Annotated in this window: 16 protein-coding genes; 8 read left to right on the plus strand and 8 right to left on the minus strand. The window is 60.2% G+C overall.

The features are described from left to right. Positions 1-21: 21 nt before the first annotated feature. Positions 22-3,186 carry a GAF domain-containing protein gene (locus C442_RS15480; protein ID WP_008312050.1) on the minus strand — a complete coding sequence of 1,055 codons (3,165 nt, stop codon included), beginning with the start codon at positions 3,184-3,186 and terminating at the stop codon, positions 22-24. 541 nt (positions 3,187-3,727) lie between these two features. On the opposite strand from C442_RS15480, the gene rdfA reads away from it, so the two are divergent. The 6 genes from rdfA (at position 3,728) to C442_RS15510 (ending at position 10,193) form a co-directional block, all read left to right on the plus strand. Beyond that, the gene (gene rdfA / locus C442_RS15485) at positions 3,728-4,375 is read left to right on the plus strand and encodes a rod-determining factor RdfA (protein WP_008312051.1); all 648 of its coding nucleotides are present in this window, start codon (positions 3,728-3,730) and stop codon (positions 4,373-4,375) included. After that, the gene (locus C442_RS15490; protein ID WP_008312053.1) at positions 4,372-6,162 is read left to right on the plus strand and encodes an archaea-specific SMC-related protein; all 1,791 of its coding nucleotides are present in this window, start codon (positions 4,372-4,374) and stop codon (positions 6,160-6,162) included. Before rdfA ends, C442_RS15490 begins: the two co-directional genes overlap by 4 nt. Positions 6,163-6,315: 153 nt before the next feature. After that, positions 6,316-7,137, plus strand: a complete 822-nt coding sequence (locus C442_RS15495) for a hypothetical protein (RefSeq protein ID WP_049943032.1) — start codon at positions 6,316-6,318, stop codon at positions 7,135-7,137. A gap of 409 nt (positions 7,138-7,546) precedes the next feature. Further along, positions 7,547-8,395: an NAD(+) synthase gene (gene nadE, locus C442_RS15500; protein ID WP_049943033.1), complete on the plus strand. Its 849-nt coding sequence runs from the start codon at positions 7,547-7,549 to the stop codon at positions 8,393-8,395. Positions 8,396-8,541: 146 nt separating this feature from the next. Further along, entirely contained in the window at positions 8,542-8,739 is a 198-nt protein-coding gene (locus tag C442_RS23105; protein ID WP_008312056.1) for a 30S ribosomal protein S17e, read from the plus strand. A 119-nt stretch (positions 8,740-8,858) separates the two neighbouring features. Further along, positions 8,859-10,193, plus strand: a complete 1,335-nt coding sequence (locus C442_RS15510; protein ID WP_008312057.1) for a 5'-deoxyadenosine deaminase — start codon at positions 8,859-8,861, stop codon at positions 10,191-10,193. Between the two features lie 19 nt (positions 10,194-10,212). Here the strand turns inward: C442_RS15510 and C442_RS15515 are convergent, their stop codons facing one another. The 3 genes from C442_RS15515 to yqeC are packed head-to-tail and all read right to left on the minus strand — an operon-like array spanning position 10,213 to position 12,069. After that, positions 10,213-10,593 carry a Rid family detoxifying hydrolase gene (locus C442_RS15515; RefSeq protein WP_008312058.1) on the minus strand — a complete coding sequence of 127 codons (381 nt, stop codon included), beginning with the start codon at positions 10,591-10,593 and terminating at the stop codon, positions 10,213-10,215. A gap of 32 nt (positions 10,594-10,625) precedes the next feature. Beyond that, complete coding sequence (locus tag C442_RS15520) at positions 10,626-11,243, minus strand: nucleotidyltransferase family protein (RefSeq protein ID WP_008312060.1); 618 nt, start codon at positions 11,241-11,243, stop codon at positions 10,626-10,628. A 46-nt stretch (positions 11,244-11,289) separates the two neighbouring features. After that, positions 11,290-12,069, minus strand: coding sequence for a selenium cofactor biosynthesis protein YqeC (gene yqeC, locus C442_RS15525; protein ID WP_008312063.1), 780 nt, complete (start codon positions 12,067-12,069; stop codon positions 11,290-11,292). A 95-nt stretch (positions 12,070-12,164) separates the two neighbouring features. Here yqeC and C442_RS15530 point away from each other — a divergent pair, with 95 nt between their 5' ends. Together C442_RS15530 and selD are read left to right on the plus strand one after the other, a co-directional pair. After that, positions 12,165-12,413, plus strand: a complete 249-nt coding sequence (locus C442_RS15530; protein WP_008312065.1) for a sulfurtransferase TusA family protein — start codon at positions 12,165-12,167, stop codon at positions 12,411-12,413. A gap of 2 nt (positions 12,414-12,415) precedes the next feature. Then, a complete protein-coding gene (gene selD, locus C442_RS15535; RefSeq protein WP_008312067.1) occupies positions 12,416-13,456 on the plus strand; it encodes a selenide, water dikinase SelD in 1,041 nt (346 codons plus the stop codon). 17 nt (positions 13,457-13,473) lie between these two features. Here selD and yqeB read toward each other — a convergent pair whose 3' ends face one another. The 4 genes from yqeB to C442_RS15555 are packed head-to-tail and all read right to left on the minus strand — an operon-like array spanning position 13,474 to position 16,020. Beyond that, positions 13,474-15,054, minus strand: coding sequence for a selenium-dependent molybdenum cofactor biosynthesis protein YqeB (gene yqeB, locus C442_RS15540; protein ID WP_008312069.1), 1,581 nt, complete (start codon positions 15,052-15,054; stop codon positions 13,474-13,476). Beyond that, positions 15,051-15,296 carry a hypothetical protein gene (locus tag C442_RS15545; RefSeq protein ID WP_008312070.1) on the minus strand — a complete coding sequence of 82 codons (246 nt, stop codon included), beginning with the start codon at positions 15,294-15,296 and terminating at the stop codon, positions 15,051-15,053. Before C442_RS15545 ends, yqeB begins: the two co-directional genes overlap by 4 nt. 2 nt (positions 15,297-15,298) lie before the next feature. Next, positions 15,299-15,652 (minus strand): DsrE family protein, encoded by a 354-nt coding sequence (locus tag C442_RS15550; protein ID WP_008312072.1) that lies wholly within the window; start codon positions 15,650-15,652, stop codon positions 15,299-15,301. Continuing rightward, entirely contained in the window at positions 15,649-16,020 is a 372-nt protein-coding gene (locus tag C442_RS15555) for a DsrE/DsrF/TusD sulfur relay family protein (protein WP_008312074.1), read from the minus strand. The genes C442_RS15550 and C442_RS15555 overlap by 4 nt, the downstream gene beginning before the upstream one ends. Between the last annotated feature and the right edge of the window lie 93 nt (positions 16,021-16,113).

A 16,113-nucleotide genomic window follows, 5' to 3' on the forward strand; every position in this document is an offset into this window, starting at 1 on the left:
AGCAAACTCAGACAACAGGTGCTATCTATCTAGATGCTGGGTCGTTCCCCCTTCGCTAAACAACTGTTCTAGAAGCTTCCGGATAGCTACCCGAAGGTGGTGGCTGAACGTCGGCTGTGATATATCGAGTGTATCGGCTATCTCTTGACCGGTCTTGTCACGGGGTGATTGATAGAATCCGCTATAAAAGGCTGCGAGCAGGACTTCGAATTGGCGGGGGGTCAGCTGTGCTGTCAATTCTGAGTGGAACGACTCACGAGTTTGAACACCACGTTCCCGCTTGTGGCGGCCCACGAGTTCGATGTCCGGACATGAACGCCGTAATTCAGCTACGAGCTGGCGAATGTCGACCGTCTGTGGGACCTCAAGCTGAATCTCCAGAGTCTTCCCGTCAGATTGGATTAATTGCGGGGCTCCTCCTTGTTCGGCGACTGTCAGTGCGAGCTGTGTACCCGACACTGTTGCTTCGAACAAACTCGTGTCTTCTGTGTCAGTTAAACACTCTAATCGCTCAATCCGTGGAAGAGTGTCCAAACACGCTTGTAGGTCATCTGGTGGAGCGTCAGTGCTGAAAAACACGATACAGCTGGTATCTCCCTGTGGGACGATACCCTCGAATGTGATTTCTGTATCGACGACGTCCGCAATCCGATGAATGATATCGTCGGATTCCGTTGCTTCTAGCTGGAGTTCGACAGCCCGGTCCGCGACGAGCCCCTGCTTCGTCTCAATACTGTTGATGGCGTATCCGACCGTTTCACTCACCTCCTCGAGTACTGACTGTGTCGGCAGATCGAAAACGTCCGGCGTTTTCGCGTACACAGTCAGGATGCCGTAGGAGAGTTGCTGATAGCTGAGCGGAATGCTGACGACTGACTGGAACCCACGTTCCAGTAGCCGCCGTTGCCACCCTTTTCCCCTGAGTCCGTCCGCGATGTTGTTGTTCAGCGTCTGTTCGTTAGTCCGGGCTGTCTGGACTGCTGGTGGAGGTGGTGTCTCATTAGAGGGCGTGCGCGATTCCTCCAGAAAGCCACGGTCGGTCCCTGCCCACGTCCGTGGCGTGACTCGGTCGGTATCGGATTCGTATTCCCCGATCCACGCAAACGAACAGATGTCGGACGCGACCAACTGGTCACACACCGCTTGCTCTATTTCTGAGCGACTGTCTGCCCTGAGCACTCGCTCGTGAATTTTCTGACTCAGCTCTGTCAACCGATTCATCTGCTCGAGCTGAACCGTCTGTTGCTCCAGGTCGCGCTGCCTGTCTTCGAGTTCTGTCTCGTATGTCAGCCTATCGAACGCCGTTCGAATCGTCGCCCCCAGGAGTTCGGTAATTCGACGGGTCTGGGTATCGAACTCGCCGCCGATCGTGTCGCCCGCTCGAAGCACTCCGTGGTCGCCCAGCGGGACAAACACGGCCTTTCCGCCAGTCATCGTGTCCTCGCCCGCTTTCGAGGTCGAGTTTCCGTCGCAAACGATAGTTTCCTCGGTGAAAAAGGCCGAACTCACGAAGCTATCACCGTCTGCTGGGATAGCTTGTTGCTCCTCGGTCTCCGTGGTCGAAAGCGGGCGAAAGGTGTTCGTATCGCTGTCGAACGCGTACAGCACGACCTCAGGGAGACCGATGATATCACGGGTCCGCGAGACGACAATTTGAGCGGCTTCCTCCTCTGAAGTCACACCCAAGAGATCTGTCGCCGTTTCGTACAACTGTGTAAAACCCATCTCAGCCCGCTGCGTCTGTAGTTCGTTTCCGATCCACTTGCTCAGAAGGTCTACGAGTGTCACGTCCCAGTCCGAGAACTCTGATCCGCCCGTTCCGGACCCATAGAAACAGAGTGTCCCGTATATGCTCCCACCCACAGTGAGTGGCGTTCCGAGATACCGATTGACTTCGTCATCCCATATCTGATCTCGGTCAGCGTCGCCGCATTCGGCATCGACGTCTGTCATCACGACCGTCTCCTCGTTCGCGATAGCTTTCGCACAGGGGGTTTCCGACAACGGAACCGTTCCGCCTGAAAAAATCGTTTCGTCGGGTGTCTGGAGCACTTCGAAATCGTATTCCATCCCGTTGACACGAGAGAGTGTCGCGTACTCGGTTCCAAGCACGCTGCGACCGACTTGCATGAGATCCGCTATCTGTTCCCGGAGCGCCCCGTCCCGCGATGTGAACACTTCGGTAATTGTTCGCAGGACTTCTTCCCGCATTTCGAGTTCGGCACGCGTTGCGGTTGAATGGAGGCCATCGGCGACAATCTCCGCAAGCTCTGTCAGCACTGCCTGCTCCGCCTCGTCGAACGCGAAAGGCGTGTCCGCGTATATCGAAATCACACTCTGTACTGATCCCGTGTACTGGATCGGGAGAACGATCATCGACCGGAACCCGTACTCCGATGCGAGTTCGTGCCAGGGCTGGACAGACGATCCAGTCCGGATATCTGACGCTACTTGATGTTCACCGGTTTCGATCGCGTGACCGAACGGCCCGTCATCGAAAACTGAGCGGCCGTAGCGGGAGAGCATCGCTTCGACGTATTCGAGTGCGTCGCCACCGCCCGCGGTGGGGACGATATCGCCTGCCTCGTTTTTTTCGCCGATCCAGGCGAACTGGTAGGCATCCGAACTGGTCAGGATTTCACAGACAGCCTCTTTGATTTCCTCGGCTGTTGACGCCCTCAGCACTTGGCGATTTATTTCCCTGAATAGTGAATTAATCCGCGATAGTCGCGCTGTTTCTCGGCGGAATCGGTGTGATTCCACCGCGTTCTCTATCCTGTTTGTGAGCACCGCGTACTGCTCTGGCCCGCCGCCCTTGACGAAGTAATCGGTGACGCCGGCTGAAACCGCTTCGCTGGCGAGTTTTTCGCTTCCTTGGCCTGTCAACAGGATAAATGGGAGGTCTCCGTTAGACTGTCGCACCGTTTCTACGAATTCAATCCCGTCTGCTTCGGGCATCTCGTAGTCACTGACGATACAGTCGATCGACTCGGAATCGAAGTAGCTGAGCGCATCCTCGACGCTTGCGGCCTCGATGACCTCGATACGGTCGTTCTCGTGTTCCAGCAGTTCCGCCGTCGTCCGCCGGAACTCTCCGTAGTCATCGACTAACAGCACCTTGATTTTCGAGGCTGCCGTTCCACTATCCGTTGGTGCCGGTCCAGTCTCACCGGCCAACTTCCGCATACTACACTACTTACGCGACAGTCCGTATAAACGTTTGACTTGGTCCCAACGCTGTATGGTTCTACGTCTGTTAGCAGTAACGCTTCTCGCGAGGAATTCGGTCTGCTCTCCAAATTAGTAGATAGCTCATATTTTAGAATGTATGCGGATGCTGCGCCCTCTGCAATAATATATCTCCTATTTCACAGGAATGTTACATATATTGGAAATTTGTGTGTTTTGAAATACACTTTTTAGTTACACTATTCTACAGATGTGATACGTTTTGAAACGCCCATTATCGAAGATTTGCCTAGAAACTCGACTTTAGTTCTGCGTGTGATCATCGTAGAATAGTACATTTGAAATATCGGGTGACAATACAAATATCTCAAGTATCGTAAATATGATAGTATGTTCGTTTTACAAATACACTCTCTGTTCAACCCTGTTGTCCATTTCTAAAGAACACGCTTAGGGTGTATATTGTACAGGCCACACCTACACTGTGCGTACACCGGCCGTCAAAAACTATTACTGAGCAGGCCGAAAAAACCGGACAATGGCTGTTGACTCCGGTTGCAAAGTAGACGCGGTTATCGACAAGTACGGGTTGGCATCAACAGACCCAGTCTACGACACCCTTGATGATGGCCTGCTCGCACGCTGGACGGGCGCTGATGACCGAACCGAAATGGGGTATCGGTCGCTGACAGCGTGGTTCAACAAACGGCTGCTTAAACAAGTCTATACTGAACACGGGCGTGAAACCCTTGACACGCGTGTAGACAGCGATTACGACACGTTGCGTGGCGACGACGACTTGCGACGGGATGAACTCATCGAGCGACTGCAAGCTACGGGTATCCCGGGAGCGTCGCTTCACGACGATATGGTGTCGTGGGGAACGATGCGAACGCACCTCAACGACTGTTTAGACGGTGAAAAAGAGCCCAGGAAGGCGACAACTAACTGGGAGCAGGAGAGCGTGGCAACGGCCAAAACGGTCGTCGAACGGAAGGCCGAAACGGCACTGTCCTCGCTCGCGAAGAAGGGCGATATCGACGGCGGTGACACCGCGGAGATAGAGGCCCAGATACAACTGGGATGCCCGGACTGTCCGACCCGTGTTCCGTTCGACGTTGCACTCGAACGTGGGTACGTCTGCAAGCAACACCGGAGCGCGAACTTGTCAACACACAATTCATGACCTGGGACATCGAAATCGAACGAATCGCGGGTATCCTTGACGGGTCGGCGACGGTAGAGCCGGGATTGAACGTCGTCCGTGGCTCGAACTGGCAGGGGAAATCGAGCTTCATCGAATCCATCAAGACGGCCCTTGGCACCTCCACTGAACTGACTGAAGGGGCAGACAGCGGTGCGGTGCATCTCGAAACGCCAACCGGTGTCTACGACGTGACGCTTACCCGAGAGAACGGTACCGTAGTCCGGCACGGCGAGCCGTACCTCAGCGACGAGTACGACGTGATCCGCGCTGAACTGTTCGCGTGTTTGGACGAGCGTAACGAAGTCCGTCGCGCTGTCCGGACAGGAGAAAATCTCGAGGACGTACTGTTACGGCCGCTCGACTTCCAGAACATCGACTCGCAGATCGAGACGTTACAGCGGGAGCGCGAACAGATCGAAACGGAACTCACGCAGGCGCGCGAGGCGAAAAAGCGGATTCCCAGCGTTCAGGAGAAAGTGACACGACTGGAAAACGAGATCGAAGACCTGCGGGCCAAACGCGAGACGATCGACAGTGAGGCAGGAAGCGACGACAGTTCGGAGTCGGTCCGCCGCAAACTCAGCCAGGCTCGGACTGAACAGAACCAGGCGAAAAACCGCGTCGAACGACTCGAGCAAAGTATCGAGCGGACGGAACAGCGTCTCTCGGAGCGCCAGGACGCTCTCGACGCTCTCGAAATACCGGAGTACAATGATGTTGCGGACAAACTCTCGGAGGCCCGCGAGAGCCTCTCGCAAGTGGAGCGAGACGCCGAGGTACTCCAGTCCGTGTACTCGGCCACCGAGATGGTACTCAGCGAGGATCGGCTTGACCTGCTTACCGAGGTGGAGCGCGATATCGACGGTGACACCGTCGCCTGTTGGACGTGCGGCAGTGAGACGACACGGGCGGACTTGGCTGACCAACTGGACGCGCTCGGGAACGAACTCACGGCGCTTCGGGCCCAGAAGGAGACCTACCGAGATACTGTCGAGGAACTGGAAACACAGCGCGAGGAGATCAGCCAGGCCCGCCGTCGAAAGGCCGATCTAGAGGAAGACATCGCTGAGCTAGAGGCGACGCTGGCCGACCGGAAACAGAGCCTCGACGCAGCCAGAAACAGGCTCGAACAGGCCCAGGCGGACGTGGAGCAGCTTTCCGACCACGTTGATGCGGCCGTGGCGGAGCTTTCGGACGTCGAAAGTGAGATCAAGTACCGCGAGGCCGAACTCGAAGACACCGCCGACGAACTGGCTCACCTCGAAACGAGAGCGGCCCGCGTCGACACGCTCGAAACCGACCTCGAATCCGTCCGTGACGACCTCGCTGAACTTCGAAACCGGAAAGACCGAATCAAGCGTGAGGCACGGGAAGCGTTCGACACCGCGATGCAGGATATCCTCTCCCGATTCGGGACGGGGTTCGAAACGGCTCGACTCACCGCTGACTTCGATATTGTGGTCGCCCGCGACGGCCAGGAAGCGAGCTTAGATGCCCTCAGCGAGGGTGAACTCGAACTCATCGGCTTTGTGGCAGCGCTGGCCGGTCGGCAGTCGTTCGATGTCGACGACGCTGTCCCGCTCTTGCTCGTCGACGGCCTAGGCGGCCTCGACGACGACAATCTCCACACCCTGATCGAGTACCTGCAGCAGGGCACGGAGTATCTGGTATTTACTGCGTACCCGGAGTACACCGCGTTTGACGGACGCGAGATCGACCCGACCCAGTGGACCGTTGCGAACGAGAAAGAGGCCTCGGCTGACTGATAGCGACTGAACTTGAGTGTCCCCGTCACTGACGCCGATACCCTTAGCTGCAGGTCTCTGGTGTCTGATAATGGAACAATCGGATAGGTATAAGTTCACTTTTAGGACAATAATACAGAAATACTATTAGCAAAGCCGGCTTTTTCAAATCAGATGGCAAATATCCGGGTCAAGGATTGGACGAAAGATAAATTGAGGAAAATACGGGATGCCGAGTCACACTCATCGTATGATTCAGTCGCCAAAACACTACTAAAAGACCGTAAAATTGCGAAGTACGCGGACGACGCCTCCGATACCGTGACTGGCGAGTCCGTCCAGTCACAGGACACTGACATCGACAAGCCGTTCGACGATCTGACTGTGCTGGCGGAACTGACTGGTAACCACGACGACGTGTTGTTCCTGTGGTGTCCGAACTGCGGGAACGAACTCGTCCACCTCACGGTCGAGCGGCCGCTTGGCTGCTCCGTGTTTGAGATGGAGTGCCAGCGGTGTCTCACCCATCTCGACAGCCAGGCCATCGTCGCTATCGAACTGCAGTATCCAATCGAGCAGAAGATGATCGAGGGACAGCTTCAGGCGGATCTCAAAGCCTGCGTCATAGATTACTGGGACCGGACGTTGCGGGCGGCTAACGGCACCCTCGACACGGAGGCTCCCGCCGACCGTCTCGTGTGGCAGTTCGATCAGTACCACGAGCAGTTCGCCTGGGACTGGCCGACTGATGTCCCGACTGTCAGTTTTGTCCCCGGCGTCACGTATCGCAACACCGTGACTGACGAGCGAATCGAAGTCGTCGAAGCTGTCTCCGAGAACCGGAACGCGATGGATGCGTACACAGTCAGACGCTACACTGCAGACGGCGATGTCGTCTCGGACCAGCTAGACAGCAGTGCAATCGTTGACCGGATCGTCAACCGGGAACTTGTCGTCGCCGAACAGGCCGTTGAATCGACCAAACCCAAGACGTGATGATCATGATGCCAACCGTCTTGGGTTATTTCTGGTGAACGTGGTCTGCCTTTCAGAACACGGTTTGGCGTGCCGAGATGAGCGGTGGAGTATATTTTCGCTCTGAAAGCGCCGTTTCCCTCTCAGCAAAGATTTAAGGACTGGACGATATTCCGGGCGTAGTGAATTGTATGCCGGGTTACAGCCACAAGAATATTGTGATATTGGGTAAATGCCCGGATATAGTTTTGGATAACTGAAGATAATATATAAGGTGTATCGAGGCTACCGAAGACACTCATGACGTTTGTCGACAACAGTTATACCACACCAGTGACCTACGTTGTAGTATGATTAGGCTGGTTGGATGCGTGCGTTTCGGTAGTCGCATCTCCGAGCGTGCCTTGGGTAGCGCGGGAGGAGAGTGTCCGTGAGTAAAGCGACGCACCCTCACACGCTCAAACTCCCGCGTGAGGACCACGGATTGGCGACGTCGAAGGCAGCGACCAGACGGATACAGGGCATTCTTCCGGTGTTCTTGGAGAACAGGATCACGGAGGCGGAAGCTAACGGACTGGTCGTTCCGCTCGACGGCAGCATCGAATCGACAGTTGCGGCGGCGCTGGCTGTCGACGGCATCGGAGCCGACTACGTGACCGGACTGGTGATGCCGGTACAGCTAAGCGACGAGGGGCCTGCTCGGACGGCTGAAACCGTTGCGTCGCTGCTTGATATCGACTGTCACCGGCTCAATCTGCAGCCAGTGCTGACGGCGTTCCAGCGAGTCGTCGGTGAGACCGGTGGGCCGACCGACGACCTCGTGGCGATGCAAAACGCCGGCGAACGCTTCCGGATGGCGTGTAAGTACTACGTCGCAAACACCAGGAACGAACTCGTTGTAGGGACTGTCTCCCGGACTGACCGACTGCTGGGCTCCGTTGCGAAACACGGCGAGAACGGCGTGGACCTGTCGCTGTTTGGCGACCTCTATAGAACTGAGATCGAGGCCCTGGCTGATGCACTTGCGGTTCCATCGGACCTCCTCGACCAGTCACCCCATCCAATGGAGCACACTGGGGCAACTGATGCGGCGGAACTGGGTATCGACCAGCGAGACCTCGACAGCGTCCTCCACTTCGCGATTGATAGAGGCTGTTCCGCGTCGGTGGTTGCCGACAAGGTCGGCGTCAGCGAATCTGTCGTTGAGCGTACGGTTCAGTGGTGTGCCAGTACGCGCCACAAACGACACACGCCACCAAAGCCATCGATGGATAACTGACACTGTCGGCTGTTCGTCTGTGGCGTATTTCGCCACCCCTGGGGAGTCACAAATCTCTCGCAAGAGGGACAGCCAACAGTACGAGCCAAACGTGGTATTTCTGTGAGCAAAGCAGTTAACAGCCACACTCCGCGATTCTCACACCCATGCAGGCCGACCCCCAGGAGATAATCGACATCGGCGACAGGCTACTGTCGGAGTACCCCGAACTGTTTACTGAGCAGTACGAGACAAACACTCGTCTCGTTCAGCGACTCGCCAGCGTGGATTCGTTTCGTACCCAAACCCGACTCACCAGATACATCACCCGTCAAAAACGGACACGGAACGGTTCGCAAAGATGAGGCCACTGCGAAGCACACGCGACACACGGAGTGCCACACGTCTGTGGCCGGGTTGTCTGCACTCGGCGGTCGTCCCGATATGAGGACCTTCTTTATGTAGAGACCGTCTTGCAGGACGTATGCTACTCACTGGGACTGTCGTTGCGGATTCTGAGACTGTTCTGCAGGACGGGGCGGTCGTCGTCTCCGGGGACCGTATCGAGGCTGTGGGTTCACGTGCCGAACTCGAATCGCAGTACGCCGACCACGAACACCAGTCCTACGACGTGCTGTTGCCGGGACTCGTCGGCGGCCACATCCACTCCGTACAGAGCCTTGGCCGTGGCATCGCCGACGACACGGAACTGCTCGACTGGCTATTCGACTACATTCTGCCGATGGAGGCCTCCTTGACCGCCGAGGAGATGGAAGTCGCGGCGAAACTGGGCTATCTGGAGATGATCGAAAGCGGGACTACGACCTGTATCGACCACCTCTCGGTCGCCCACGCGGACCGCGCCTTCGAAGCGGCGGGCGAGATCGGTATCCGTGGCGTGCTCGGCAAGGTGCTGATGGACCAGCGCTCGCCGGATGGGCTGCTGGAGGATACGCAGGCTGCACTGGAGGAGTCCGAGCGACTCATTCAGCAGTATCACGGTGCCTACAACGACCGGATTCGGTACGCTGTCACCCCGCGATTCGCCGTCTCCTGTAGCGAGGCCTGTCTCCGGGGAGTGCGCGAACTCGTGGACAAATACGATGGCGTCCGCATCCACACCCACGCCAGTGAGAACCAGAGCGAAATCGAGACGGTCAAAGAGGATACTGGGATGCGCAACATCCACTGGCTCGACGAGGTGGGTCTCACCGGCGAGGACGTCGTCCTTGCGCACTGCGTCTGGACCGACGAGAGCGAGCGCGAAGTCCTCGCAGAAACGGGGACGCACGTCACCCACTGCCCGTCCTCGAACATGAAACTCGCCAGCGGCATCGCGCCGATCTGGGACTACCGTGACCGCGGTATCAACGTCGCCATCGGCAACGACGGACCGCCCTGTAACAACACGCTCGACGCGTTCACCGAGATGCGACAGGCGAGTCTCCTCCAGAAGGTCGATCAGCTAGACCCGACAGTGACGCCCGCGGCCGAGATCTTCGAGATGGCGACGCGCAACGGTGCGAAAGCCGCCGGTTTCGAGAAGCTTGGGGCGATTCGGGAGGGGTGGCGCGCCGACATCGTCGGTCTGGATACGGACCTTACGCGGGCAACGCCGCTGCACGACGTGCTCTCCCATCTGGTGTTTGCGGCCCACGGCGACGACGTCCGCTTCACGATGGTCGACGGGAACGTGCTTATGGAACACGGCGAGGTAACCACCATCGACGCCGACGCCGTGCGTGAAGAGGCCTCGACTATGGGGCTTGAGATGGACCTCGAAGACGAACGCAAGTCCGCACAGGAACAGAAGCCCTGAGTGGCCCTTGGCGGTGCCCTTACTCGCTCGTCGCGATTGCTTCGATTTCGACTCCCACGCCCTTTGGCAGGCTTGCGACCTCGACCGCACTCCGGGCCGGCGGCTCGTCGTCGAAAAAGCCGGCGTACGTGTCGTTCATCGACTCGAAATCGTCGATGTCGTCCAGATAGACGGTCACTTTCAACACGTCGCTCATCTCCAGTCCCTCCGAAGCTAGCACCGCTTCGACGTTCGATAGCGCCTGTTCCGCCTGCGTCGCTATCGGTTCGTCGTCCAGCAGGTCGCCGTCTGGCGTCATCGGAATCTGGCCCGCGGTGAACACGAGCGAGCCGTTTGTCGTCGCCTGGCTGTACGCGCCGACCGCATCGGGTGCATCGGCCGTGCTGATGGTCCGTTTCATCAGTCGAGTGTTCCACCATCAGTGTCTTAAATTTACAGGCTGTCGCGGCGGTCCGCGAACTCGGCGAGGTCAGCATCGGTATCGATATCCCAGTGGACGCCGGGGTCCTCGACCTCGATGAACGCTGTCCGCTCGGTGGTCTCGATGATATCCCGACCGCCGCGGTCGCCGGAGACTGAGGCGAGCGAATCGAAGTGGCAGCCGTCGAATAGCACGGGGTTGCCCCGCGTCCCCTCGTGTTCGGGAACGACGACGGTTGCCGTCCCTGTACGGTACGCTTCGATAAGCACCTCGATAGTTTCGGGCCGGACGAAGGGCATATCGCCCAGCAGGAACAGGGCGGCGTCCCAGCCGGATTCCTGTGCATAGTCGCCTCCATGTCGAACCGACGCACTCTGGCCGGTCGCGTAATCGTCGTTATGACGAAGCGAAACTGAGAGCCCCTCCAGTGCCTCAGCGACGGCCACGCCCTCGTACCCGAGGACGGCGACAAGGTCCGACAGCGATGACTCGCAAGCGGTTTCGGCTACCTGTCGGACGACTGCCCTTCCGCCGATGGTCGCCAGTAGTTTGTTACCCGGATCGTACCGTGAACTCCGCCCAGCGGCGAGGATGACGCCGCCGACTTCGGTCCGGTGCTGCCCGCTCATCGTGGGCCTCGTTTCACGACGATACTGAGTAGTTCACCGACGTTCGTCACCGCTGGGCCTCCTGCACATCCGTCGCAGCGACGACCTCACAGATCTCCGACGTGAAAGACGTAATCACGCCCCGAGAACACCGCTCTGTCTGCGACAGTGCGTGGCTGAGCACGTCTCTGGCGGTACACCGCTGTGATTCGGTATCCGCTTTGTTGACTAGCGGTATCACAGACGCCTCGGCTGGCGCGTTTCGGAGCCCACCCTCAGGATGTGTGAGCACTGTCCCGACAGCCTCCGCCGTAATGGTGTCGCCCACATCGAGGTCTGAGATGTCCGCTACCCGCTCCGGCCGGTGGACCACGTCCGTCGTCAGCACTTCACCGACGGCGGCGACCGAGGCGACCGGAACGACGTGGCTCGCTGTCCCCGGGACGACCGGTTCCCCATCACCGGGCGCTTTGAACTCCCGCTTGCGGGCGCCGTCAGCCTTGACGAGCAGCCAGTCGAACAGTCCGACCTCGGATAGCTGTGACACCATGTCCGCCTCGAACCCACGAACTTTCCGGTCGACTCGCGCCGGATCGGCTACCTCCTCGCGAGCGAAGGCAACTGGCAGTTCGTGTGCGTGAAGGTCGGCCCGCCACTCGTCCGGGCCAGTGAGCGTCAGCGGCAGGTCAGGCGGCGGTGGCATCGCTGTCGTTGTCGTGTAACCCACGTCGTACCCCCTGTCGGTCCCTTCGGCGGTCAACTGTCCCATCGCAGTTTTCTTCCCACCGGCCCCGACAAAGGCGACGGCGGCGCTAGAACCCAGGCCCAGCGCACCAGCCAGATGCATACGGTCGCTCCACGGGAGGCACAGAAATAGCTTACCGGGGCAACGGACGTGTGTCGCCGACAGCGTTTTTGTGACTTAGTAACACACGTATCCGTATGCCCCGCGTAGACGTTCGTGGTGAAATCTGTCCCCGGCCGGCGCTCATTGTCCGACAGGCGCTTTCAGACCTCGACCCTGGGGAGACGCTCGTCGTTCGAGGTGATTACCCACCGGCCGAAGAGAACCTTCGGCGGATGTGTACGACTCACGGCATCGACGTGACGACCGCGGAGACCGCCGGCGAGTCCGATGAGTTCGAACTCGAACTCCAGGTGACCGAGATGGCGTCGCTATCGGAGGCCTGAGTGTGGGGACCGATACAGAGATTGATCGAGACGACGAGACGGCTTGCCTGACGGAGTACACGGAACTCCACGGCTGTTCCTGCAAAGTCGGCCAGAGCGACCTCGATTCGCTGCTCGCCGATGCCGGCCTCACGGGTGACAGCGACGCGCTGTTGTTCGGCATCGGTGAGGACGCCGCTGCCCGGAAACTCACTGACGACCTCGCGCTGGTCTCGACGGTGGACTTCTTCACGCCTATCGTCGATGACCCGTACGACTTCGGCCGTATAGCCGCCTGTAACGCCGCCAGCGATGCGTTCGCCACGGGGGCGGTCGAGAACGTCGCCTGTCTGGTCGTCCTCGGCCTCCCACGAGAACTGACCGACAGCGCGTCGCCGATCCTCGCCGGCATGGCCGACGCGCTGGACGCGATGGACGGCGTCATCGCCGGCGGCCACACCATCATGAGTCCGTGGCCGTTCGCCGGCGGTGCCATCTCGGCGACAGCACGGCCAGACGCCCTGCTCACTTCGCAGGGAGCCAGCCCCGGCGACCGGCTTTACCTGACCAAACCGCTCGGGACACAGTCGGCTATGGGAGCGACTCGCGTGACTGACGAGCAGTTCGTCGGGACGGTCCGCGAGGCCGCTGACCGCCCGCTCGGCCGGATTGCGTCCGAGGCCGTCGGGTGGATGACGACGCCGAACCGGGACGCTGCGCTCGCATGCCGCGAATACGCGACCGCCGCGACCGACATCACCGGCTTCGGCCTCGCCGGGCAGAGCCGCGTGGTGGCCGCCCGCTCGGACGTCGGTATCGAACTGACACACCTTCCGGTCATCGCGGGAACGCCCGCCCTCTCGACGCTTTTCGGATACGGGCTAACTGATGGAGAGAGCGCTGAGACCAGCGGCGGCCTGTTCGTCTCCGTCCCGCCGGCTGCGACCGATGTCGTCGAATCGGCGTTCGACGACGCCGGCGTGTTCTACCGAGCTATCGGGCGTGTTACGGCTGGACGCGGCGTCACGCTCGACGACCCGACCATCGAAGAAGTTCGTCGCTAACGACGATTAGGGATGTTCTACCGCAATCGAAGCGTCGCCTCCAGCACGCCACCGCCGAGGCACAGCGCCTTGTCGGAGATCTTCGCTGGGTCGACGGACTCACCGCGGGGGTCGACGTCGCCGAGCTTTGTGCCCTCGCTGACGCCGAGGCCGCCGTGGACCAGACCGCGAACCAGCCCATCTATCTCAGTCTCGACCGGCCGGTCGTCGACGGTGCCGACCACGTCGCCGGCTGTGACACTGTCACCGATAGCGACTGCTGGGGACCAGTTACCATCGACCGGCGCGCGAAGCACCCGTTCGTGGGTGTAGCCGCGCCGTTCTCCGGGCTCGCCGTCGTACTCGCTTGCCGTTCCGTCGTAGAACACGCGGCCGAGTTCGTGCCCGCGGTCCGTCTCGACGACCGCGTCCACGTCCTCTCCGGCCTCGAAACCCGGCCCCATCCCGACAACCACGTCGGCGTCCCTCCGACGCGTGCCGGTGTCGAACTTCCCTTTCGCCATAATGGCATCGACCAGTACTGTAGCGTCGAGTTCGTCGGCGACGGTCGCTTCGGAGTCGACGAGTATCGGAACGACATCCTCGGCGAGCAGTTCGAGTGCCTCGTCGATATCTGCCGCTGTCCGGCCAGTGACCCCTTCAACCGTCACCTCGTCCTCGTACAGCGCCGCCCCGAAAGCGACTGCTCGCCGGACTACCGTCGGCTGTTCGACTTCGGTGACGATGACCGGGAAGCCGGCCTGCTGGAGCCGGTAGACGACACCGCTGCCGAGGTCGCCGCCGCCACGGACGACGACGAGATTTTCGAGGTTTAGCCGCGTCGCCCGCTCGCCGGTCGTGTCGTGGCGGTCCATGCTGACTTCGGCGAGAATCGATAGCGCGACGGCGGCCGGGCCGCTCCCGCCGAGGTCGAGCCCCACCGGCGTCCGGATCCGGCTGAGGTCCCGACGGGCGTACCCCGACTCGGCCAGCGAGTCGAGGACGTGGTCGGCCTTCGTCTCGCTGGCGACGAGGCCGACGTAGCCAGCCTCGCCGTCCAGCGCCGCGGCGACAGCATCCTGGTCGAACGTCCCGCTCCGCGTCGCGACGGCCACGGCTGTCTCGGTCCCCATCGGCAGGTCGCCGAGCGCTTCGTCGTAGTCGCCGTGAATCACGTCGGTGTCGTCGGGGAACTGCCCCGGGTCGGCGTACGCCTCGCGGTCGTCGACCACGGTGACGGCGTAGCCCAGTCGCTCTGCCAGCGGAGCAAGCTCCATGCTGATGTGGCCGCCGCCGGCGATGTAGAGCCGCGCCTGCCCGCGAACGCGGTCGATGAACACGTCCATCTCGCCGCCACAGACCATGCCCGTGTTGCCGCCGCGTTCGAGTTCGTACGTCCGGACGCCGGGGTCGTCGGCTCCCGAAAGCACTGATCGGGCGTCCTGAACGGCGAGGTGTTCGACCGTGCCGCCACCGATAGTCCCGTACTCCTCGTCGGCGGTGACGATCATCTTGTCGCCCACCTCCCGCGGCGCGCTGCCGTCCTTGCGGACGATAGTCAGGAGCGCCGCCGGCTCTCCCTGTGCGGCCAGTTCGTCGAGCTGTTCGAACAGGCTCATACGAAGCTCTTTACCTCCTGTTCGACGAGGCTCTCGACTACGGCGTCGTAGGATATCCGGTCGATATCCGACGGTAGCGTGACGCCACGCACGTCGACGTCCCTCGCGACTGCGGAGACGGGTGCGTCGACGTCCGGTGCGAGGTAGACGCCGTCCTGAATCAGGACGATACGCGCCTCGGGGTCCTCAGCGGCGGTTCGTAGTCCGACCTCGGCCATCGGCTTGTCGATGAGATACAGCATTGTCAGAAGTCCAGTGTCCGGTCGGCGTCGCGGATGCGGGCGGTAACGCGGTCGTCCGACCAGACTGTTACGTCGTCAGCGATCTCGCGCTCGGCGACGCCGCGCTCGGCCATCGCCGCCCCGTCCGCGACCATCTGTCCGTCCTGTTCCGCCAAGTCGGCGACGTGTCCGCTCATGTTGAGCGCCTCGCGGTCGACAGCGTCCCGAGCGCCGTACACGCCGTCCTGGGTGAATATCACGGTCACGTCGTGCATATCGAAGCCAGCCGCGACGCCGCGGGCGGCACGCAGCCCCTCCGGGATGTGGACTCGTCCGTACGGAGCGCGGGTGAGTAAGACGACGACGTCTCGCTTCATAGCGAAACCACCCGGTCGGCCTCGCCGATGATGTCCGCGAGGTCCGGAAGCAGCCCGACTTCGACGCCCTCGGGGTAGTCGGCCGGCGCATCGATTCCCCGCGCGTCGACACAGAGTCCACAGCAGATGACTTCGGCACCATCCGCGATAAGCTCCTGAAACTTCTCTGTGGGCATCTCGTCGTACAGTCCGCTGTCCGAACAGCCGGGGAGGGTCTGGTCGGCGACGGGGACCAGCGCGCCGTCGAGGTAGTGGAAGTAGCTCACCTCGTGGCCCCGGTCCAGCGCCGCTCGCCCCAGCTCGTAGGCGGTGCGCCACCGCTCGCTGTCGAAGGGACCGCCTGTCAGCAGAAACCCGATGTACGCCATACTGTCGAAATTTTGCCGACCTGCTCTTAATAGTTTGCTCGACACAACAAAAAACACTCCATGTGTGATATTAATCGGACGAAAACTGTTCGA

This window comes from Haloarcula amylolytica JCM 13557, assembly GCF_000336615.1.
Classification (GTDB): Archaea; Halobacteriota; Halobacteria; order Halobacteriales; family Haloarculaceae; genus Haloarcula; species Haloarcula amylolytica.

Bases quoted from the DNA above. Each gene is read 5' to 3' on its own strand.
- C442_RS15510 (WP_008312057.1), top strand. From the start codon at position 8,859: ATGCTACTCACTGGGACTGTCGTTGCGGATTCTGAGACTGTTCTGCAG.
- C442_RS15480 (WP_008312050.1), bottom strand. From the start codon at position 3,186: ATGCGGAAGTTGGCCGGTGAGACTGGACCGGCACCAACGGATAGTGGA.
- C442_RS15515 (WP_008312058.1), bottom strand. From the start codon at position 10,593: ATGAAACGGACCATCAGCACGGCCGATGCACCCGATGCGGTCGGCGCG.
- C442_RS15550 (WP_008312072.1), bottom strand. From the start codon at position 15,652: ATGAAGCGAGACGTCGTCGTCTTACTCACCCGCGCTCCGTACGGACGA.
- C442_RS23105 (WP_008312056.1), top strand. From the start codon at position 8,542: ATGCAGGCCGACCCCCAGGAGATAATCGACATCGGCGACAGGCTACTG.
- yqeB (WP_008312069.1), bottom strand. From the start codon at position 15,054: ATGAGCCTGTTCGAACAGCTCGACGAACTGGCCGCACAGGGAGAGCCG.
- C442_RS15495 (WP_049943032.1), top strand. From the start codon at position 6,316: ATGGCAAATATCCGGGTCAAGGATTGGACGAAAGATAAATTGAGGAAA.
- C442_RS15490 (WP_008312053.1), top strand. From the start codon at position 4,372: ATGACCTGGGACATCGAAATCGAACGAATCGCGGGTATCCTTGACGGG.
- C442_RS15530 (WP_008312065.1), top strand. From the start codon at position 12,165: ATGCCCCGCGTAGACGTTCGTGGTGAAATCTGTCCCCGGCCGGCGCTC.
- C442_RS15520 (WP_008312060.1), bottom strand. From the start codon at position 11,243: ATGAGCGGGCAGCACCGGACCGAAGTCGGCGGCGTCATCCTCGCCGCT.
- rdfA (WP_008312051.1), top strand. From the start codon at position 3,728: ATGGCTGTTGACTCCGGTTGCAAAGTAGACGCGGTTATCGACAAGTAC.
- yqeC (WP_008312063.1), bottom strand. From the start codon at position 12,069: ATGCATCTGGCTGGTGCGCTGGGCCTGGGTTCTAGCGCCGCCGTCGCC.
- C442_RS15545 (WP_008312070.1), bottom strand. From the start codon at position 15,296: ATGCTGTATCTCATCGACAAGCCGATGGCCGAGGTCGGACTACGAACC.
- C442_RS15555 (WP_008312074.1), bottom strand. From the start codon at position 16,020: ATGGCGTACATCGGGTTTCTGCTGACAGGCGGTCCCTTCGACAGCGAG.